Origin of the sequence: Paenibacillus xylanivorans (assembly GCF_001280595.1) — a bacterium.
Lineage (GTDB): Bacteria > Bacillota > Bacilli > Paenibacillales > Paenibacillaceae > Paenibacillus > Paenibacillus xylanivorans.
In genome coordinates this window covers 68,713-88,626 of sequence record NZ_LITU01000050.1, presented here as the reverse complement: position 1 = coordinate 88,626, position 19,914 = coordinate 68,713, and the positions used below count along the sequence as shown (strand labels likewise).

Sequence of the window (19,914 nt, the reverse complement as noted above, 5' to 3'; positions counted from 1 at the left end):
CATCAAGATCCCTCGCTTATTCTAAAGTTAAAATCTTTCCCCTGGATTAATTACTTTATTGCAAACGGTCTACTACCCCCATCAACCACGCTGCAAATCGTTCTTTCTCCTCGAACTGTGGGTAATGAGCCGATTCTTCAAATACAACAAAATCTTTTTCGGGTGCTCCAAGCTCATCGAAATAATCCCTTGCCGCATCCACAGACGTCATATAATCATATTTCCCCATAACAAAATAAGTCGGTATGTCCAGCTGATCTACAATGTCTGGCAAATGGTTGGTGGACCCCTCCTTCAGGAGATTTTCTTGTGTAGCCTGCACTCCCATGGAATACCGAATCACATCAAGCGCATTATATTCAGTTCCCAGAAGGAAGCCGAGCGTATAATCTCTGTTGTCATCAATAAGTCTGGCTGCACCGCCGTATTTGCGAACCATATTTCTTGGTGTGTACTGCTCGCCTCGCTCAATCGGACCTCGAAGACGTTCCAGACTTTCCACATCCGCTGTGCTGTCGGCTTGTTTCGCTTGTGCGATCGTATATTCCAAACTATCCAACTCACTCCGCACAGTATCAGCCATTTGCCCAATACCTATATAAGCAATGAATTTTCCAGGTGCTTTGGCGGCTGCTTTTGTCCCTATGTATGTACCGAATGAATGACCGACCAGCGTAACCTTTCTTTGCCCAAGTTCGGCAGTGACGTAATCCGTTAATGCCAGCAAATCATCTACAAGCACATCTGAAGTCACATCCGAATAATCCTCCAACAAATGATATGACTTTCCACTTCCACGTTGATCATAATGCACAATGGTAAAATGTTGTTCAAGCTCCTGCTGATACTTCCTTACATAAGGAATCTCGGAGCAACCAGGGCCACCATGTACAAAAAGAAGGATAGGATTGTTCCTATCTACCCCGCGAATCATAACCTCATGACCTGCACCATTGATCTCGACCTGTCCTAACGTGCTGATACTATTCTCTCCCTTGATCCCCGGGGTCCAAGTGGGAAAGATCAAAGCGAGTATTACGATTAAAAGAATACTAAGCATGGCGCGTCTGAATATTTTAATCGACCTCTTACGCATCAGATGGCTCCCCCGGCAGATATTCGTTTGTTTAAAAAGCTGACTCCAAACTCCTCACTTATTACTCCTTACCACTCCTTGTTACTTCACTTTATAAAAATACGGTCCGCACATGGATTCATGGGTATGTACATACGTCCACGTGAACTCTTGGTCAAAAATATAAATGTCCTGTTCCGAATCAAAATCTTCTGCAATGACGTTATTCGCATTCTGAAATACCTGTATGAATGGTGTATGTTGATACATGACATACAATTCGTTTTTATTTTCGGCATTAAAAGCATCTCGTGCTGCATTGTCTGTTAGGCAATCCTGTTTCTCATAACTGAACATATGCCACTTGTACTGGCTATAATAGATGACCTCTTTTATCTCTTCACTGATGTTCTTGGCAAATGTGTTATCCCATTTCTGTATAATTTCTTCGGATTCTTCGCACAATTCAGTCACAAGGACCCCCTTGTCCTCCAAATTTTTGTTATACATATATTTGCGGTGCACAAGCTCGATTCGCGAGTACACCACATTCAGTTCATGGTCCGGTAGAGCATCCAGCAACTCATTAATTTCATCTCTAATCATCATAGCCTCCGAAGTTTATAGGATTTAAGATTTAAGAATTTAGAATAAACTAGCATTCCAGTTACTCACCGTTTGCTTCTTCTCGCAGCAAATAGGCCAATCGGTACATTTCCGCGATGTCATATCTATTCTGTTCTTCAAATCTCTTAATCGCTTCACCAATCTCCACAACCTCTACAGCAATCACCTGTTCCCCATCCATCGGATTCAGCGGTTGGCCCACGAGTTCAACTTCTCCATAGCCAATAAGTCTTACAAAATGAGGATGAGGAATATGCGGTCTATACGGCTCAGGTGCACTCGACATGCAATGAAATTTTCCAAACACCCGATACGTGATCAACTTGGCTCCGAGCTCCTCCATCACTTCACGTTGCAGTCCATCCATATACTTCTCTCCTACCTCCAACGTTCCTCCGGGAAGTTCCCATTTTCCGTTATCGATCTGAAAAATAACCACTTTCTCCCCAACAAACGGGATGATACTCACATTGCTTACCAGCGTTTCATCCACGATGTCATTCAGTTTAAACTCCGCTTTAACAATTCCCCAATGAATCGACGTGCTGAGCGCCGGGAATTGTTCCCGATCCAAAATCTTCATTTTTCTATCCGATCCTCTCTATGTAAAATAAAACTTCCATTATAAGTTCTATCTCTCATTATAGATCAAAAAAGAAAAAAGAAGGCCACTTTTCCCATCGGGAATCCATGACCTTCATGTTATATCAGTTGAACTAAAACATGTTTACACATGCCACTCCAAGTGCTAATGGTGTACGAGTTTCCCATTTTCCAAAAAGAGAACCCGATCACATAGCGGCAAAATCCGCTCATCATGCGTAACCATGACTGCGCTCTTGCCCTGCTCCTTCACGAGCCGTGCAATCATGCTCACAATATCCAGTCCGCGTTCCGCATCCAGACTGGCTGTTGGTTCATCCGCAAGCAAGACGGCTGGATCATTCATCAATGCTCTGGCAATGGCAACCCGCTGGCGTTCTCCGCCAGACAACTTCTCGGCATACGCCTTACGCCGATGTGATAAGCCTACCGTGTCCAGCAGCTCATCAATTCGCTTCTCCGCCTTGTTTTTGTCCGTTCCGGCAAGCTTGGCGACCACCATTAGTTGTTCCTCCACTTTCAGATACGGAATGAGGTTGGCACTTTGAAAAATAAATCCGAGCTGTTGAAGCCGCACATCGGAAATGTCCTGTTTGTTTTTGCCCATAATCGATGCGCCATCCAGCAGAACCTCTCCCTCTGTTGGTTCAAGCAGTGCACCTGCGATGGACAGAAATGTACTTTTGCCTGAGCCGGAAGGCCCCATGACCGCGACGAGTTCTCCTTCGGCCACCTTAAGATCCAGCTTATCCAATATCGTCCGTTTGACCCCACCATCTTCGAAGGTCTGTGTAATTCCCTGTAATACCAGTCGGTTTCTCATGCTGCAGTCCTCCCAATCGCATCAAGCGCATCAATTTTGGTAACCTTCCACACCGAGAATAACGAACCCGCCATAGACATAATGAGGAATAACACGCAGGTTAGTGCCAGTGTGGACAAGCTTAATTGAAACGGCATTGAAGCTGGCAAGATTGACTCAAACAGCTGAACCAACAGAACACTGATCACCAGACTGCCGACGGACAGAAGCAATACTTGCAATGAAACACTGCCAGCCAGATACGAATTTCGCGTCCCGATGGCTTTCAAAATGCCAAATTGACTCGTTTTCTGAATCGTGATGACGTAGAAGAATACCGCAAGTACAAACGCCGAGATGACAAATAAAAAGGCAATCATCATGAGCAGTGAGCCCTGCTCTTCCTTGTACCCAGGAATGGCCGATACAGCATCGGACTTCGTAATCACTTCCGTATTCGGTAAAGCGCTACTTAGGCTGTCTACTTTCTCGCCTGCATCCTTAACGGCAATTGCGTTGTATACAGGAGCATTGGAGTCTGCTGTTCCTTGCGAAGTACGGGAACCTTCCTGAATAGCCAGCCATTCCTGCTCGTTCAGGAACACAACCGGTGAGTGACTGAAGGACTCATTTTCAACAAATCCACCCACGGTCCACTCCGTTCCCGAGGCTTGATCAACCAGTACCGTTCCAATCGTCACGCCGGATTCAGACAGCTTTTGATCCACCACAACCTGCCCGTCTTTCTGATCCGTAATTGGAGATCCTTCGGTTACGGTTGGAGCGAGCCAGCCCTCAGGGTTCACCATGAAAAGCGTTACATCAATCTTCTTCGTCTCACCAGCTGGACTGACCGTTGTCATTTTCACACCCAGCGGCTCAGCATTCTCTTGCCCCACAACGGAGCGAGTCTGTTCAAGCTGTTCCTCATTCACCTGAGAGCGGGTAAAACGATGATTCGAATCCTGCTCCAGAACAAAATGGGTTGCTGCCATATTTTTGATCGAAGCCGCGTTGTCATACGCCAGCCCCTGTGCTAGACCTGTTACAAATAAAACCAGAAATGAAACAAGCACCATAATTGTAGCAATTAACGCATACCGCCCTTTGGCAAACCTCATCTCTCTAATAGCCAAGTACATGTTCTCTGACCTCCTCTTGATAACCCAAGTATAGGAGACGAAAATGAACGGCAAATGAATAACAGATTACATCTGGGGAAGCGTCACGGTAAAGACCGTTCCTTCTGACGAACTGGACACCTCAATCGTGCCGTCATGGATGCGGATAATTTTCTGCACAATGGCAAGTCCAAGCCCGGTTCGGCCGGAAGAACGCTCTCTTGCACGGTCTACCCGGTAGAAACGATCAAACAGAAAAGGCAAATGCTCCGCCGCAATCCCATCCCCTGTATCCCGAATATGGATTATGCATTGTCCATTGATCTCCTCGGCACGGATCTCGATGCTTCTCCCCTGTGGAAGATGATTCACGGCATTACCCAACAGATTCATCCAGACTTGCATGAGCAGCACTTCATTGCCATACAACCGGATGGATTCGGGTACCGAAATCCGGAGCAGCAGCTCCTTTTCTTCCAGCTGCCATTGCAGCACCTGAACCGCTTGGCGGAACTGATCCCGCAGAGAGAATTTCACTTTGGTCAAATCCTCATGGCCTTGTTCCAGGGAAGACAGAAGCAGCAATTGTTTACTAAGCAACGAGAGATGGCGACTCTCCTCCTCAATAATGGAGGCATAGTGCTCCCGTTCTTGTTCAGGCAGTTCCCGATCCCCCACCAATTGGGCAAACCCCTGAATGGAGGTCAGCGGTGATTGAATTTCATGTGATACGTTGGATACAAACTGCTGACGTGCCTGATCTACCCGCTCCAACTCACGACTCATGGTCATGAAATGCTGGGCCAGCTGTCCAATCTCGTCGCGCCGCGTGGTACGTAATTTCAGATTATAGTTCCCTTGGGCAATGCGCTTAGTCGCCTCCGACAGACGTTCAATCGGATTCACCAGATAGCGGGTACTGATCAAGAAGAGCAGGATGCTAATGCCCACCGTAAACGCTCCAATCAGAGCGAAAAAGATACGCAGTTCACCGAATTGCAAAATGACATCCGGGCGTATAAACAAGGCATAGGTTTCATTGCCCATCTGTAGATGTACCCCGACGGTGTTGCTTAATTGATTATCAAAGAATCCGGTAATGAAGGGTTTGCTGGGAAAGTCGGCCACGCCGTGGTAAACCTCACCACTTAGTACCCGGTCTACAGCCTGCTTGTCCAGATCCTTCTGGCGGAATTCACGACCATAGAATTGGTCATTCCCTTTTCCATCCGTAACATAGATTTCGTAACCGAGCGCTGCGGCATTGTTCAGGTAATGCTCGACCGTAGCGGGTTCCTGCTCTACGAATTGCTTCATTTGCGCCGCGATACCCACCAGCTTCTCGTCATTGAAAGACTTCAGCTTCGCATGATAATAAATATTCGATAAAAGAAAACCCAGCATGGCGCTGACCAGAATCACCGCAATCGTAATCAGAAATACCCGAAAGTACAGTGATCTCAATGCGCTTTCACCTCAATCTTATAACCAATCCCCCGGACCGTCTGAATGACAAAATCGTCCGCATAATCGGCAAAACGGTCACGTAGCCGCTTGATATGTACATCCACGGTGCGATCATCTCCTTCGTAATCCGTTCCCCAGACCAACCGAATCAGTTCAACACGTGAGAACAATCGACCTGGAAACTGAGCCAGCTGGGAGAGCAGCTCGAACTCCTTCATTGGCAAAAAGAGAATCGATTGCCCATCGGAGACCTCCACGTTGTTCCGGTCAATCACGATGCGATTCATGCGAATGATATCACTGGACGTGCGATGGTATCGGCGAAATAATGCCTTGACCCGGTAGATCAGTTCCTCAGGTTCAAACGGCTTCGTCACATATTCATCTGTACCTCTCAAGTACCCATCCCGCTTGTCGGATAGCTGATCCCGTGCTGTCAGCAGCATGATAGGAATGTCATAATGCTGCCGAATGAAATCACATAACTCCAGTCCATCCATGCCTGGCATCATCACATCCAGGATCGCCAGATCGATCGGCGTTGCTTGCATAACCTTGACCGCTTCCACTCCATCCTGCGCTTCATGCACCCGGTATCCTTCCTTGGTCATGACATGCCGGAGAAGTGCTCTAATATTGGCATCATCGTCCGCCAGAAGCAGATTCTTCATATTGTTGTCCGCCCCTTTTCTGTAAGTTGAATGAATAATTTCACACTAGCCACTACAAGGTCAGAACAATCTTCTGATCGCTGTTTTCCCCAGATTTTTCTAACCTCTTCGTTATCGTGTAAATATTAGTTTTAACTTATATATTCTTTATTTTATTATTGTAGCGGAACTTCCGCGACTTTGATCCTGCACAGATGGTAGCACAAAAGCAACGTAAATCGCCAGCGCACATGCGATAAGCGCACCGGGCATGTTTATATTTTCTCAAATCTGGTTGACACTATTATTAGGCGCACCTATAATAAAATCATAACATATGAACAACTGATCATATATTCATTTATTGATGATTAATCGTTTCCGAGGATCACTTTAGTCACAAAAGCAATCATTACATAACGGAGCACGGCTCCAAAGGAGAGGATCTCGTTTGTCCGGACATCATCACAGCCACGACCATGGACACAATCATGGTAGTACCAATAACAAGAAAGTACTGTTGTTTTCCTTCATTATTATTACCGTTTATATGATCGTTGAAGCCGTTGGCGGATTCATGACGAACAGCTTGGCCCTCATCTCTGATGCAGGTCATATGTTGTCTGATTCCATAGCCTTGGGGATTGCCTTGCTGGCGTTCACCTTTGGTGAAAAAGCGGTGAACACAGGCAAAACGTACGGGTACAGACGCTTTGAGATTTTGGCAGCCACGTTAAATGGGGTCACCTTAATCGCCATCTCTCTTTACATCTTTTACGAGGCAATTGGTCGCTTCATCAACCCACCAGAAGTCGCAACAGTAGGCATGCTGATCATCAGTACCATTGGACTACTCATCAATATTTTGGTGGCCTGGATCATGATGCGCGGTAGCGATACAGAGAAAAACTTGAATATGCGCGGAGCTTATCTCCATGTCATCAGTGATATGCTGGGATCGGTTGGCGCCATTGCTGCCGCTTTGCTCATGATGTTCTTCGGTTGGGGATGGGCCGATCCACTCGCCAGTGTCATTGTTGCTGTACTGGTCCTGCGCAGTGGATTCTTCGTCACCAAATCATCCTTGCATATCTTGATGGAGGGAACGCCAGCAAATGTCGATGTGAGTGACCTTGTGCAAACGATTCAGAAGGTAGATGGTGTCAAAGGCGTTCACGACGTGCATGTCTGGTCCATCACCAGCAACCTGAACGCACTGACTGCTCATATTGTGGTGGACGGAACGATGGATGTGTATGCATCCGAGTTGCTTGTTCAAAAGATTGAACATCTGTTGGAGCATAAAGAAATCAAGCATGTGACCTTGCAGGTCGAGTCTGAAAAACATCTGCACGACACCTCGGTATTATGTACCGTCAAAGGTGACGCACCGGATGCTCATGCGCATCATCATCATCATTGAGACTGCGAGATCGTTAGCTATAAATGAAAACAGGACTGATTCCCGGTAGCGGAATAGTCCTATTTCCATTTTGCACGTAACTTTAATTCCTTTCGGGTGTTATGTCTTATCCATTTAAGTGGATAGCCTGAATATGTTCTCGATCAAAATCAATAACCATAATGTGACCTTGTAATACATTGTCTCCACAGGCTATCGTTGCTCCGTAGTCCTCTTTGCTATTAAATGTGATGTCCACGCGATATACTTCAATTTCATTAAACCAATCCTTATGTACTTGTTCACGAAGTTCGTTCTCATAGTATTTTCGAAATACGGCTTCACACTCCGTAAACCAATGCAGATATGACTCTACTATATCAGTAATTGCATCTAACTGAATAGTCGACGATATATAGATTCGGACATCATTCAAATCCCCATCCTTAATGGATTGCTTAAATATTTGGACAGTATTTTTCAAAACATAACATTTGTACCTCTCATCACTCTCTTCCACGAGCTCAATGAAATCACTTCGCATCTTAACCCTCCTTCTATAAAACGACTTGCATGATGCAAGGTATGGTTTCTTGAAAAAGCATTCTATACTTTCTCGTCAATAATATATTTTTTCTCATCTTGTTTATTTTTGTTTTGTTTTTTGATTTCAATTTTCAACTCATGCACTTCTTTGATCAGATACTCAAGTCTTTTTGATGTTTTTGACGAATCTATGGCATAACGTACAACGGCAACAACAATTAGAAATACAAAAAAACATATAAATAAAACTATTAATGCTCCAAAGAGATCCATTTAGATTAACAACTCCTTACTTATATTAAACAATCGAAAAGAGGCGACCGTTATGACAAGTAAAGCGTTTATTTCGATTCTTCTCCTCTTCCTTCTTCTCACGGCCTGCGTTTCAGAAGATCCTGCTAAAAATCATGATACTGACGCTATCCCCAAAAATGAGGCTACGCCCATAATTACAAGTGTTGAGACTAACTATCCCGAAAAAGAAGGTTGGATTGTAATTCCTACAGATAGCACAGAGTTAAATGTCACAGTAGAGGCGACCAACTCGGAAAACACTTCTTTTCTGGGCTGTTCCAACAGGGACAGCGACTTGGGAAGAACGAGAACTAATTGGTTATGATACTAATGGGAACGATGGTTGGAAGATCACGTGGAATATTGCGGGTAAGTCTTTGCATCACCACATGGTTGTGCAGGCATTAGGGTGTGATGGTAAAACCATTACCGATGAAACAATAAATATTACGAACGAGTAAGGTTGTTTTAGATCATTCAATTATCGAAAATATAATAAATAATGGAGGCACACCTCGATAACTATTATCTTAGGTAGGCCTCCATTTCGGTCTCTGAACTACTTAATTTTAGAGAACAACTTCTCTTTCTTTTGCTCAAATTCAAACTCAGTAATGATATTTTTTTCTCTCAACTCACCTAATTGCAGAAGCTGTTCGTGAACATTTACACGTGGTTTTTTTAATTTATTTGCTCTAACCAAAACTACAATTGAGAAAGGTATGGCGTACAGCATACTGAAAAGTCCAAAGATTGCTGCGCCATCAGGATCTTCTGGCCCTAGTCCAAATATCATAAAAAACGTTAATGTAAATAACACAATACCAATGATCGACAATGCTTTCAATTATAATTCCTCCTAAACATTAACCTCGTCCCAATTCATAATGACATATGCAAGTTGAATTAAAAGCATAACTAGATAACTTATATTTACAACGAAACTGAATTTATGATTTTTGGCTAATTTCATAAACTCTTCTTTACTGATCCTCCCATTATGCAATCGGGATTTAAGTTTCTTATTCGATTTCAATAATAAATACAACTCAATAATCCCAAACAATCCCCATACTAAAGTGAAAAACAATGACACTGCATTGGCAACTGACAAAAGCATAAGGGAACCTTCATCCAATCCCCTTCCATATTTAAAAATAAGATTTATGGCCAGTGTCATGATAATTAATCCAAAACCAATAAAACTTAAATATGGTGTAAACCTGGAGCTTCTCATGCCCACTCCTCCTTCCAGGTAATTCCCAGTTGAATATTTAGTTATTTAAAGCCAATACTCTCTTTCAGTCGGCTAAACATCGTTTTACTTCTTTCTGGAAGCCCCCACTGAAGTTCCAACAATATGGGAGGATAATAGATAGGGTTGATCCATGAGTAGCTCCCATCCAATTGAAGGTTTCCTAGCCAAATTCGCTTATCCATATCTGCCTTAATCGCCCACTTACCGGAGTACACCACATGGCCTTTATTTTTGCGAGCGAACTTTTTGGCTTTATCAAAATCAAACACTTCTAGCAGGGAGCGATCAATTTCTTGGCTCATCCGTTCATGCTCTTCTTCTTTGGCTTTCCAGGAAAATTCAGAATCCCAGATCTCAACTAATTGATAACCCACGATGGATTGACTTAATATTTCTCTCAAAAAATCTGAAACATATATGTACGATAACTCTCTGTCCTCACTTGGAAGTTTTATTCTGAATATGTGTTGTCCTTGCAATGCTTTTTGATCTAAAACGAGTGAATACTCATCAAACTGAGGAATGTCGTCATAATAAGTTCTTACTTTCGAGTTTTCCGGATCTATACAATCGATAACACTCAGCACATGTAAAATATAGTATTCCTCTTCAGTAGCCGTTGAGAGTGGCAAAAACTCGATATGTTCGATCTGGTTCTTTTCCAATAGTTCTTTCACTTTCCTACTGATGACAAGCGCTCCCGTGTATCTGTTTAAAATATCGGCTGGCTTGCCCATATCATTAAATTCTACGTTAGGTGCAGACCATTCCTGAATAATCGGCTTATCACTGCCTAAAGCCTCGTAAACTTGATCCAATTCCTCCGAATCGCTAAACTCAATCGTATTATTCGGTGGATAGTAATCTAACAACCATGCTTTCATTCATTTCACTCCTGCTTGTAAGATAAGTACTCTTGCTAAACAAACCAAAAACGATAAAACTCTTCCGAAAACCAAAACCATATGATTCCTAATATCATCATGATGCTTCCTAGTACTTTTAAGATAACTTCTATAGACTTAGAGATCTGACCGTTTGGCAGGATATCCTCAAATCCCTCATTTGGTTTTATTCCCCTATATCTCATCAGAACAAAACATTTATATAAAATATCGGGAAAGAAGTACAACACAATACCCACGATAAACACCGGCATGGATAAATAACCAAATGTGCTGGTAGTCCATTCAATATCAATACCTTCTGATTTCCTCCCATATAGATTCATTGATTATTTAATAAAATGCGCTCTTTCCTCTTGGTTGGAACTAAAAATATAATCTGGATACTTGTTTGCAATAGGTGGAAGCCCCTGCTCGGGGAAAAATTGCAGATCCTTCATCTCTTCATTATCGGGTGTTAGTTGTCCAGACTTGATGCTGCATTCAAATACAATGGTTAAATATTCGACTTGGTGACCGTTACTATATGTAAACCGTTGCTCCTCGCCGCCGTAAACTCCAATAATTCTTTCCGGTTCAATTACCAGCCCAGTTTCTTCCCATGCTTCTCTGACCATCGCTTGAGCAGGTGTCTCACCGAGTTCGATTGCCCCAGCGATTAAGCCCCAGTTGGTTTCAATGTGCTTACGACCGAACAAGATTTCTCCTTGTTCATTTCGGATAACCCCAGCCACACCCGGCATAAAAATAAGCTCATTTCCGATCTTTTCCCTAAGATTTTTATAATAATCAGACATACTCAAGATTGAATACCCTCCTATCGCCTTTTTATTAAAGTTCGATGCCATTCGGCTTACATCACTCGGGAGGAAATCATAAGTTGTCGAGTAAGGTCTCCATTCTCTAAACATTTCCTCTAATGATCCAATGCACTGCATCTAAAATATGTTCTGCGATATAATCAGGTTCTGTCTCTGACCATCTGTCTCTAAATTTTGTTAATGAGGATTCTCCCCAACCTGTTTTCACCATGATCTTTGTCGCTCCTACTGCATGGGCAGCAAGCATGTCGGTATCCCCCACGTCACCAATAACTACGCATTTTGATAAATCCAGATCGTGTTGCTCTGAAGCATGTAACAACATACCAGGTTTCGGCTTTCTGCAGCTGCATTCTTGTTCATGTGGACATATATAGGACTGATCAAATCCATATTCACAAAATTGTTCTTCAAAATCTTGAACACTTGCTTCTCCACGTGAAATTCTGTATTGATTTGTAAAAGCAAAGACCTTAATTCCGCTTGTTTTTAAAAGCATGATTGCTTCCTTCGCATTCGGATATAATTCAAAATCCTTGGGGTGGATAAAGTGACCTGTACCACCGATTGTTCCATCTCTATCCATAAAAACAGCTTGTACATCCAAATTTGGTTTGATCATGGTCTGTTCCTTTCCAAGAGAGTTTTACGTTATTAAGCTACACTATGTCTTTCGGGCCCCGATTTAAAAGGTTTTTTTCTAAACTTTCTCATTAATGATATGTTTTTTGTTCTCTTGCTTATGGTTACTCTTTTTTCTTATTTCAGTTCCTTATGGGGGTACAACTCCTTGCTGACTAATGATTTATGTGCCTGACTTCCATGTATATTATAAACCTTTCATTTTCGTAAATGAATTGCATAAAATAAGTTTCTTTTACCTAAACTCCGGCTGTTCCACAAATATTTTCTATGACGATTTCATCGCCCTCGGCAGTTCCGCCACATTATAATCACCACCTACAGGAATATCCGCAATCTGCTTCTTTCGGTAAGCGATTTCTAAATAAACCTCCTAAAAATTTCAATTTTACTGTAACATTATTTGACTTGACCCGTTGTCTAAAGAGAAGGAGGATGAAACTTGAAATGAGGAGAGATATATATGCAGAACTATTCAAGCAGTACCAATCCTCCCTGCATCTCTATCTATACCGTATGTGTGGATCTCAGGAGACAGCTGAGGAGTTAGTTCAAGAAACCTTTTACAGAGCCATGGTATCCATGAAAGCTGAGCATGCAAATTACGCCAGAGCCTGGCTATACAAAGTAGCTCGGCATTTATTTATTGATTGGTATCGTAAATATCGTGGAGAAATTCAAATGAGTCGAGAGATGGAACAGCAAGGGGCAGAAAATACATATCGTTCTCCTGAGGAAGTGCTCACAGCTCGTGAACGTACCCTTCGTATTCAACAAGTGATGAAGAAACTTCCCGAACAGTATAGAACCATTTTGTTGCTACGAGAAATGAACGAGTTATCTTATAACGAACTTTGCGAGATTCTGGATATGAACATGAATCAGGTCAAGGTCACCCTTTTTCGTGCCAGAGAACGATTCAAAGTAGAAATGCTTCAAATGAAAGGAGATAATTGATGATGCCCAACAAATCAGAGCATGATCAGCAACGTGTACTTCAGGAAGATTATTTTGAGAATCAGCGCCCTGAATGGGGACAAAAACAGTTTAAACGAATGGTATGGAAAACGAGATGGAAATTTTTCCTCAATGCAGGAGGAGCTCTTTTTCTATTATTTATGGTCTATCATATCTACGTATCGTCACTCCATATCTATTTCGATCAGTCAAAGGTACGTAATAATTTCATGCGTTCCATTGTATCTGTTGTTGAAATGCATGGTGACGGACTTCGCGTAGAAAAAACTTTTCATCAACCCTTTGAAGTAACCCCGTTTCTAACCCAAAAAGCTAATCTTAAAATATATCGACATGTAGGCTCATGGGAGGTTATCACAGGAGAAATTCAAGCTGAACTCAGTATATCTGGTAAGTTCAACTACACGATTACAAATACAGGAGCCTATATGAATGGTAGCACCCCGGGCCCCTTCTATCTCCCTTACTCCCTAGTAGATGGTAAACCTGTTCATGATAATTCTGAGGATAGTAGCAGCCAAAACAAACTTCGTAAAATTGATGACGGACATGTCGCAGAGATGTCATTATCCTTGAAAAATCTAGCGTCTCCCGATCAACTGATGCAGCTTCTCTCAGATTACGATGTTGGGGTGAGCGCCATGCCGATCTATTCAGGGGAATTAACAGAGCCTGATGTTTCCTATTCACGCGCAGGTATGTTCGACTATAATATTCCTCATCTGAGTCTTAAACCTCTTTCGGAATTCAAAGAAAATGGTACAAGATGGTTTAATTATTTTGTCCCAGACGATACAGGACAGATGCAGGAACAAGTTCAAGCGATGATGTCTGATCTAGAATGGATGTCAAACCATCTTGAATACAGTGGTGCTGAACTGGATAAACAACGTCTTGCCTATTTAAAAAAGAATGGCGTTCAAGTATATGGCGCGGTGGTTACTGGTCCAGTACGAGAGTTAGAGAAACTTACAAAGGTCCCGGAATTCCAACATTTCCATTTGAATCGAGTAGAGATATGGAATTGGGATTAAAATTTATATTAAAAAGAGATGATACCTGTTTACTTAATAGTGTCATCTCTTCTTTCGTATTTTCTTTGTAGTGTTACACCATCTCGTGTAACTTGTAGAATGCGCCCCGACCCGTGTTGTCTTCCACTCAATCTAAGGAATTGCAAATAACACAACCCAAATATGAAAGATAGGCTCCATGTTTTTGGCATTTCGGGTAGCCTACAGGAATTGTCGGTTCGTATTCATCCTCTTCGTCAAGTGTGGTCCATTCCATGTAATGTTGTTCATTAACATGATTCTGGTTGAATGCCTGAATCATCGTGAGAAAATGAAGAAGTGTCGTGCGACTCCACTCCTCACCAGGATCATAATCTAAGATGTGCCACTGAGTTTTGTTTATCGCCGTATCAATCATACTCAACATAAACTGCTTCATTAATTCAACATCATTTTCCAACCATGGCATCTCATCAAGGTCGAATCCTACTGTCCCACGTCCAACCACATTCTGATCTCTCTGCGCCAGCCAAATCACAAACTCCTTTTCTCGGTCTGTTTCAGCGATCTGTGAACCACTAAGAACCAATATTTCTATAAAAACGGAAGTAGCCATATTCGCCATTCGCAAAGGTTCTACGATATGTTCTGCAGACTGAGGCATCGATATTTCATTCATTGTATCCTGTCCCCCTTAGGCGTTGAAGGCAACATTTCACCTAATCTCTTGCCCCTCCCTCACTCTACCTCCACAAGAATGTCAGCACAGCGAACAATCAGTTCAGGCATATGTTCCCCTCCAAAAAGAACGTGCAACTCATACCCCTGATCAATTCGATACAGCTCTTGATACAGCCAATAACTGCCGACAATCTCTCCCTCTTGCTTGATAATTTCGGGTGCAACCAGCGTGACTTTATTTATATTGGTGAAGCCTCCATGGGTGTCAAAACGAATGACAACTTCGTCTCCCGTCAGTAGTTCCGTCACTGTACAATCATGAAATTGAACCCGGCTATGTATTTCACCTGGAATATCCTGTGCTAAAATTGCCTCCATGTATTCTTTCGATACGCGGTCCATCTCTTTCGTATTTTCTGCACTCTGTTTCTTCAGCTGCTGCAATATTTCTCTCGTGCAATACCCCAGCGTAAATACACGGATATCCGCAATTTGCTCCACGAGTTCCTTTGGCAAATGCTCCGCCTTGTATTGGAAATTCCACTCCATCGCTTCTTTGTACTCTTCTTTGCATTTTTTCTCGTCAAAAGGAGGACAGGCATCATACTCGGCAATGAGATTCTCGATATGCGTTCGTTCTTCCGGCGGCATGTGGTAAACCATCTGATCCTCTTCCGCCACCTCTTCCCCACTAAAAGCTTTGTCTACACGAGTGAGCACCTGACCATCATGCTCTAACATGTAACGGGGATCAATGTCATATATTTCGCGTTCCTGCTTTATATGTTCTTTTTCCTTTCTTTTATACAGCCGTTGAAAAAGAGCTCCGTTATGTACTCTTAAGCCAAAATGAAGACCCGTCTGCTGACACGTTTCGTACCAATCTTTCGTTAAATATTTCATGGGCATCTCTCCTGTTGATATTCTGAATTAGACCTTTAAATTCACCGCTCGCTGATGTAAGGGAACTGGCAAAAGTGAACAGCATTATGCCCTCATGACAAGACGGTCTCAATGCAATAAACGTACAATTCTAAGCTAAAGTTTGAAAGAACTTGTGTTTCATATCTTTATGATTCCGTGCTGCCCATGCATGCAACTCCTCTAATCCTTCGTTCTCCTGATTTCTTTGGAAATAAAAGCATAAATCCATTGGCACTAACCGTTTTCCATAGAGTTTAAAACCTATCCGTTTGTAATTTACATAAATACACTCAATCTGGGATGCATCATATTTCCGATGTTTTGTAGAAATTACATGATCGCTTTCCAGCGTAATGCTGGTTTTGGTAAAAAACAAACGCCGAATCAGAAAAATGATATAACCCAGAATAAATGTCAATATAACGATCAGGAAATACTTCAGAATACCATTTTCGTCGAATATAACATTTCTGAAAAAAATAACTTCAATGGCCAGCATGCATATTAAATTCAGTACAGCTCTTGGGTAAGTCGTCGAATATGTGATAAGCTATCCCTCCTATTCAAAATATCCATCAATCCTCAGCCATTTGGAAGGAGTCTTCTTGGCAAAATGCTTTTCAACAAAATGCAAAATATCATCGATTCCTGCAATTTCGCTTCGTCAAACGTCATCCACTGGCACTCGCTATGTTCATCATTTAATCGGACAGGCTGGCTTCATCCACATATCCTACAAATACGGGAGCGGCATAGATATAATCCATTCACCTCTTCAACGCTCTGGAGAGTCAAACTCCTCCAAAACTTTAGATTTATCCCCGTGAACCTTCTCCAGATGCTCCTCTCCCCAATAACATAAATGATCCAGGGCGGGTTTTAACCCCCAGCCGTAAGCCGTTAACTCATACTCCACTTTAGGGGGAACCTCCGAATACACCTTTCGCTGCACAATCTCGTCCTTTTCCAAACCTCTGAGCTGCGTTGTCAGCACTTTCTGCGTGATGTCCGGTATCAACCGACGCAGCTCTGATGTACGTTTCTGCCCTGTCATCAAATGATAAATAATCAAAGGCTTCCACTTCCCGCCCATTACTTCCAAAGCCACCTCCACGCCTACTTTATATTTCTTTGGAGCACTCGTTTTTCCATGTTCCGTCAACGTTCATCCCTCCTTATCCGCTTCTCTTCGTTCCACTATTTAAACCCTATTTCGGTGCATTAATTCAGGGTACATTCATGTTCCTATGGCACTTCATTCTTCCTATAGAACATCAAAGTGCGTACTTCCAGATGTTTTCATACCTGTTTATAATAGCATCAGGCATGAAGCCATGCTACAAGACTGCTATTGAGAAAGGTAGTGAAATGCAATTATGAACGTATTAGTCGTTGTATCGCATTCGAGAAAAGATTCCCTGACCTTTCAGGTTACCGATCGTTTCGTTCAGGGTCTGGCCGAGGCTGGTCACGGTTATGAGATATTGGATTTGCATGAGATTGGCTTCGACCCGATTCTCCGAGGCATGGATGAACCTGACTTTACCGAAGAACATCAGGTGTTCTCCCCTGAGATTGATACGGAGATGGAGCGATTGAAGAAGCACGATGCTGTCGCTTTTGTGTTTCCTCTCTGGTGGTGGCATCTGCCAGCCATGCTGAAAGGCTATGTGGATCGTGTCCTGAACAACGGGTTTGCCTACGGCTCGAACAAACTTCATCATCAGCAGATATTGTGGATCGCTCTTGCGGGCGTGACGGAGGAACAGATGCAAAAGCGCAACTATGATGAGTCGATCACTAATTTGCTCAATGTGGGTATTGCCAATTACTGTGGCGTGCCCCAGTCGAGCGTTGAATTTTTATATGAAACGCTGGATGCGAAGCCTGAGCATTACGAGACATTGTTGAAGCAGGCGTATCAGTTGGGACTGAATTATGGCAAAGATACTTCGACATTATAACGGTATTATGGCGCTCAATGATATTCCTGATATAAAGTCTGATGATCCGTTTCAAATTCTATATCTTCATGCCTCTTTGCGAAAATAAATCACGTTTACCAGCACGTTAACCTCTGGCGATGACAGAACATGCTATACCCTTTCTTCTTCGTAGCCGCAGACCGTACCGAAATTGGATTCGTGAGGAAGCCAAAAAGATATTAAAACGCTACTGACATACCGTTGTCAGTAGCGTTTTTTTATAATCGGAGTAAGTAAACGTAAAGGAGCGAGAGATAAATGCGAAGTATGAATTGCATCGGCTGGGGACACTCTATGCATCAATTGAGCCGCAACTAGGCGTGGAAGGATGGTCATTAGACCAACAACTAGCGAACATCGGTCAACCCGCAAATTAGGCCTTCTAATGGGCTGTTTGATGCTTGGCTATTTACTACAGCTACTTTGCCCCTTACGGAAGCTTCACTGGTTCTGGTCCAAAATGATGTATTGTATTATTTATTATAGGAAGGATGATATTTTGTGAATTTCGCTTCTGTACGCATCATTACCGACGACGTGGATCGTCTCGTCGAGTTCTATGAGAAAGTCATGGGTGTTACTGCTGAGCGCCCCGCACCCGTTTTTGCCGAACTCGTTGTGCCATCATGCACCCTGGCAATCGGCCACTCTCAGACAGCGCAACTATTCGGCGCTGGTTCCGTAGTGGCAGCCAACAATCATACTGTCATCATCGAGTTCCGCGTCGACGATGTCGAAGCCGAATACGCGCGCTTGAAGCCGTTTGTCGCTGATTGGGTACAGGAACCAACCACGATGCCGTGGGGGAATCGTTCTGTGCTGTTCCGTGATCCCGACGGCAACCTCGTTAACCTCTTCGAGCCGGTGACCGAGGAAGCGATCAAACGGTTCAGTGGTAGGCGTTGACAGACATTTAAAGTGAGTGAGGCCTCAATTCAGGGAGTGGCAACGATTCGTAAAATATATTCATTGCCGTATTCCTCTAATATAATAAAGTTATCTTTAAATCAAGTCTTCAATCAACGAGCGCCTTTCTTGAATAAGAGAAAAGCGCTCGTTTTGCATTGTAGGATATGAGCATGGAGTTTTGAAGGTTTCTTATTCCACCATTTTGAGGGGATGGGTAAAGACACCCATTTATTGTTCTTTTTTCATCAAAAAAAGAAGCCACCTCCCTGGCCTTCCACCAGTTCAGCAACTCCTTTTTCAAACCCTATTCTAACCCCTACATTCAACTACTCCTTCACAGCCCCAACCACAATCCCGGTTACAAAATAACGTTGCAGGAACGGATACACGAGCAGGATCGGCAGCGCACTGATAAAGATCTGCGAAGCCCGAATGGTCCGCTGGGACAGATTCGCAACAGCTTCCGGATCGAGCTTCGACATATCCGCCTGCACGATGATCGTCTGCATGAATGTCGCCAGTGGCAGCTTTTCCGCATCACGGATGTAGATGATTCCATCAAAGTACGCGTTCCAATGCCCGACCATCATGAAGAGCGAAACCGTGGCAATAACGGGTACGGAGACAGGCAGATAGATTTTGATAAACGTCTGAAAATGTCCTGCTCCATCAATAAATGCAGCTTCCTCCAGATCCTTCGGTACAGTCCGGAAGAAATTCAGCAGCAGAATAATGTTGAACACCGCAACCAATCCCGGCAGAATCAAGGCCAGCAACGTGTTCATCAGTCCCAGCTTCAGAATCAGGATATACCCCGGAATGAGGCCACCGCTGAACAGCATCGTAATGACAAAATACCACAGATAGATGTTACGTGCGCGGAATACCCGCGTCTCCTTGGAGAGCGCATAGGCTGCAATCGTATTGACGATTAATGCAAGCCCCGTTCCCAGCACCGTCCGCTCCACGGATACCCACAAGGAGGAGAGGAAATTGGTATTGGCAAACGTCTTGGCATACGCCTCCAGTGTAAATCCAATCGGCCAGAACGTCACCAGTCCAGCATTGGCAGGTGCAGTTGAGCTAAGCGATACCATGAGCAAGTGATATAAAGGCAGCAAGCAGAGCAGTGAAAGGATGGTCAGTAACACATTGTTGATTATGCTGAATATGCGGTAAGGCATCGTTTTATGATACATGAGTTCGTCATC

26 protein-coding genes are annotated in these 19,914 nt (G+C 43.3%); 6 read left to right on the top strand and 20 right to left on the bottom strand.

The window, feature by feature from the left end; genetic code table 11:
- Nucleotides 1-55: 55 nt before the first annotated feature.
- The 7 genes from AMS66_RS08035 to AMS66_RS08005 form a co-directional block, all read right to left on the bottom strand.
- On the bottom strand, nt 56-1,096 hold the full coding sequence (locus AMS66_RS08035) for an alpha/beta fold hydrolase (RefSeq protein ID WP_053780298.1): 1,041 nt from the start codon (nt 1,094-1,096) through the stop codon (nt 56-58).
- Nucleotides 1,097-1,177: 81 nt separating this feature from the next.
- Nucleotides 1,178-1,684 (bottom strand): DUF4275 family protein, encoded by a 507-nt coding sequence (locus tag AMS66_RS08030; protein ID WP_236703273.1) that lies wholly within the window; start codon nt 1,682-1,684, stop codon nt 1,178-1,180.
- A 58-nt stretch (nt 1,685-1,742) separates the two neighbouring features.
- Nucleotides 1,743-2,285, bottom strand: coding sequence for an NUDIX hydrolase (locus tag AMS66_RS08025; protein WP_053780296.1), 543 nt, complete (start codon nt 2,283-2,285; stop codon nt 1,743-1,745).
- Nucleotides 2,286-2,450: 165 nt separating this feature from the next.
- Nucleotides 2,451-3,128 carry an ABC transporter ATP-binding protein gene (locus AMS66_RS08020; protein ID WP_053780295.1) on the bottom strand — a complete coding sequence of 226 codons (678 nt, stop codon included), beginning with the start codon at nt 3,126-3,128 and terminating at the stop codon, nt 2,451-2,453.
- Complete coding sequence (locus tag AMS66_RS08015; protein WP_053780294.1) at nt 3,125-4,249, bottom strand: ABC transporter permease; 1,125 nt, start codon at nt 4,247-4,249, stop codon at nt 3,125-3,127. Before AMS66_RS08015 ends, AMS66_RS08020 begins: the two co-directional genes overlap by 4 nt.
- A 66-nt stretch (nt 4,250-4,315) precedes the next feature.
- Nucleotides 4,316-5,692, bottom strand: a complete 1,377-nt coding sequence (locus tag AMS66_RS08010; RefSeq protein ID WP_053780293.1) for a sensor histidine kinase — start codon at nt 5,690-5,692, stop codon at nt 4,316-4,318.
- Nucleotides 5,689-6,366: a response regulator transcription factor gene (locus AMS66_RS08005; RefSeq protein WP_053780292.1), complete on the bottom strand. Its 678-nt coding sequence runs from the start codon at nt 6,364-6,366 to the stop codon at nt 5,689-5,691. The genes AMS66_RS08010 and AMS66_RS08005 overlap by 4 nt, the downstream gene beginning before the upstream one ends.
- Before the next feature lie 430 nt (nt 6,367-6,796).
- On the opposite strand from AMS66_RS08005, the gene AMS66_RS08000 reads away from it, so the two are divergent.
- On the top strand, nt 6,797-7,768 hold the full coding sequence (locus AMS66_RS08000; RefSeq protein ID WP_053780291.1) for a cation diffusion facilitator family transporter: 972 nt from the start codon (nt 6,797-6,799) through the stop codon (nt 7,766-7,768).
- Between the two features lie 106 nt (nt 7,769-7,874).
- Here the strand turns inward: AMS66_RS08000 and AMS66_RS07995 are convergent, their stop codons facing one another.
- Both AMS66_RS07995 and AMS66_RS07990 read right to left on the bottom strand, forming a co-directional pair.
- Complete coding sequence (locus tag AMS66_RS07995) at nt 7,875-8,291, bottom strand: hypothetical protein (protein WP_053780290.1); 417 nt, start codon at nt 8,289-8,291, stop codon at nt 7,875-7,877.
- 62 nt (nt 8,292-8,353) lie between these two features.
- Nucleotides 8,354-8,566 carry a hypothetical protein gene (locus AMS66_RS07990; RefSeq protein ID WP_053780289.1) on the bottom strand — a complete coding sequence of 71 codons (213 nt, stop codon included), beginning with the start codon at nt 8,564-8,566 and terminating at the stop codon, nt 8,354-8,356.
- 52 nt (nt 8,567-8,618) lie between these two features.
- Between AMS66_RS07990 and AMS66_RS07985 the strand changes: the two genes are divergently transcribed.
- Nucleotides 8,619-8,912, top strand: coding sequence for a hypothetical protein (locus tag AMS66_RS07985; protein ID WP_053780288.1), 294 nt, complete (start codon nt 8,619-8,621; stop codon nt 8,910-8,912).
- Between the two features lie 234 nt (nt 8,913-9,146).
- On the opposite strand, the gene AMS66_RS07980 is transcribed toward AMS66_RS07985, so the two are convergent.
- The 6 genes from AMS66_RS07980 to AMS66_RS07955 form a co-directional block, all read right to left on the bottom strand.
- Nucleotides 9,147-9,434, bottom strand: a complete 288-nt coding sequence (locus tag AMS66_RS07980) for an SHOCT domain-containing protein (RefSeq protein ID WP_024628155.1) — start codon at nt 9,432-9,434, stop codon at nt 9,147-9,149.
- A 12-nt stretch (nt 9,435-9,446) separates the two neighbouring features.
- The gene (locus AMS66_RS07975) at nt 9,447-9,824 is read right to left on the bottom strand and encodes a hypothetical protein (RefSeq protein ID WP_053780287.1); all 378 of its coding nucleotides are present in this window, start codon (nt 9,822-9,824) and stop codon (nt 9,447-9,449) included.
- A gap of 41 nt (nt 9,825-9,865) precedes the next feature.
- Nucleotides 9,866-10,729, bottom strand: coding sequence for an imm11 family protein (locus AMS66_RS07970; protein WP_053780286.1), 864 nt, complete (start codon nt 10,727-10,729; stop codon nt 9,866-9,868).
- A 35-nt stretch (nt 10,730-10,764) separates the two neighbouring features.
- Complete coding sequence (locus AMS66_RS33150; RefSeq protein WP_053780285.1) at nt 10,765-11,076, bottom strand: hypothetical protein; 312 nt, start codon at nt 11,074-11,076, stop codon at nt 10,765-10,767.
- A gap of 3 nt (nt 11,077-11,079) precedes the next feature.
- Nucleotides 11,080-11,547, bottom strand: a complete 468-nt coding sequence (locus AMS66_RS07960) for an NUDIX domain-containing protein (RefSeq protein ID WP_330219307.1) — start codon at nt 11,545-11,547, stop codon at nt 11,080-11,082.
- A gap of 106 nt (nt 11,548-11,653) precedes the next feature.
- The gene (locus AMS66_RS07955) at nt 11,654-12,193 is read right to left on the bottom strand and encodes an HAD-IIIA family hydrolase (RefSeq protein ID WP_053780283.1); all 540 of its coding nucleotides are present in this window, start codon (nt 12,191-12,193) and stop codon (nt 11,654-11,656) included.
- A gap of 467 nt (nt 12,194-12,660) precedes the next feature.
- Here AMS66_RS07955 and AMS66_RS07950 point away from each other — a divergent pair, with 467 nt between their 5' ends.
- Both AMS66_RS07950 and AMS66_RS07945 read left to right on the top strand, forming a co-directional pair.
- Nucleotides 12,661-13,170 (top strand): RNA polymerase sigma factor, encoded by a 510-nt coding sequence (locus AMS66_RS07950; RefSeq protein WP_053780282.1) that lies wholly within the window; start codon nt 12,661-12,663, stop codon nt 13,168-13,170.
- Nucleotides 13,170-14,225: an anti sigma factor C-terminal domain-containing protein gene (locus AMS66_RS07945; RefSeq protein WP_053780281.1), complete on the top strand. Its 1,056-nt coding sequence runs from the start codon at nt 13,170-13,172 to the stop codon at nt 14,223-14,225. Before AMS66_RS07950 ends, AMS66_RS07945 begins: the two co-directional genes overlap by 1 nt.
- A 127-nt stretch (nt 14,226-14,352) precedes the next feature.
- Here AMS66_RS07945 and AMS66_RS07940 read toward each other — a convergent pair whose 3' ends face one another.
- The 3 genes from AMS66_RS07940 to AMS66_RS07925 all read right to left on the bottom strand — a co-directional run bounded on the left by AMS66_RS07940 (nt 14,353) and on the right by AMS66_RS07925 (nt 16,902).
- Nucleotides 14,353-14,883 (bottom strand): hypothetical protein, encoded by a 531-nt coding sequence (locus AMS66_RS07940; protein WP_053780280.1) that lies wholly within the window; start codon nt 14,881-14,883, stop codon nt 14,353-14,355.
- A 59-nt stretch (nt 14,884-14,942) separates the two neighbouring features.
- On the bottom strand, nt 14,943-15,788 hold the full coding sequence (locus AMS66_RS07935; protein WP_053780279.1) for a DUF4085 family protein: 846 nt from the start codon (nt 15,786-15,788) through the stop codon (nt 14,943-14,945).
- Between the two features lie 796 nt (nt 15,789-16,584).
- Complete coding sequence (locus AMS66_RS07925) at nt 16,585-16,902, bottom strand: winged helix-turn-helix transcriptional regulator (protein ID WP_144424453.1); 318 nt, start codon at nt 16,900-16,902, stop codon at nt 16,585-16,587.
- A 283-nt stretch (nt 16,903-17,185) separates the two neighbouring features.
- On the opposite strand from AMS66_RS07925, the gene AMS66_RS07920 reads away from it, so the two are divergent.
- A complete protein-coding gene (locus tag AMS66_RS07920; protein ID WP_053780276.1) occupies nt 17,186-17,773 on the top strand; it encodes an NAD(P)H oxidoreductase in 588 nt (195 codons plus the stop codon).
- Nucleotides 17,774-18,295: 522 nt separating this feature from the next.
- Nucleotides 18,296-18,700: a VOC family protein gene (locus tag AMS66_RS07915; protein WP_053780275.1), complete on the top strand. Its 405-nt coding sequence runs from the start codon at nt 18,296-18,298 to the stop codon at nt 18,698-18,700.
- A gap of 109 nt (nt 18,701-18,809) precedes the next feature.
- Here AMS66_RS07915 and AMS66_RS32275 read toward each other — a convergent pair whose 3' ends face one another.
- On the bottom strand, nt 18,810-19,004 hold the full coding sequence (locus AMS66_RS32275; RefSeq protein ID WP_144424444.1) for a hypothetical protein: 195 nt from the start codon (nt 19,002-19,004) through the stop codon (nt 18,810-18,812).
- Between the two features lie 25 nt (nt 19,005-19,029).
- A complete protein-coding gene (locus AMS66_RS07910) occupies nt 19,030-19,902 on the bottom strand; it encodes a carbohydrate ABC transporter permease (protein WP_053780274.1) in 873 nt (290 codons plus the stop codon).
- Between the last annotated feature and the right edge of the window lie 12 nt (nt 19,903-19,914).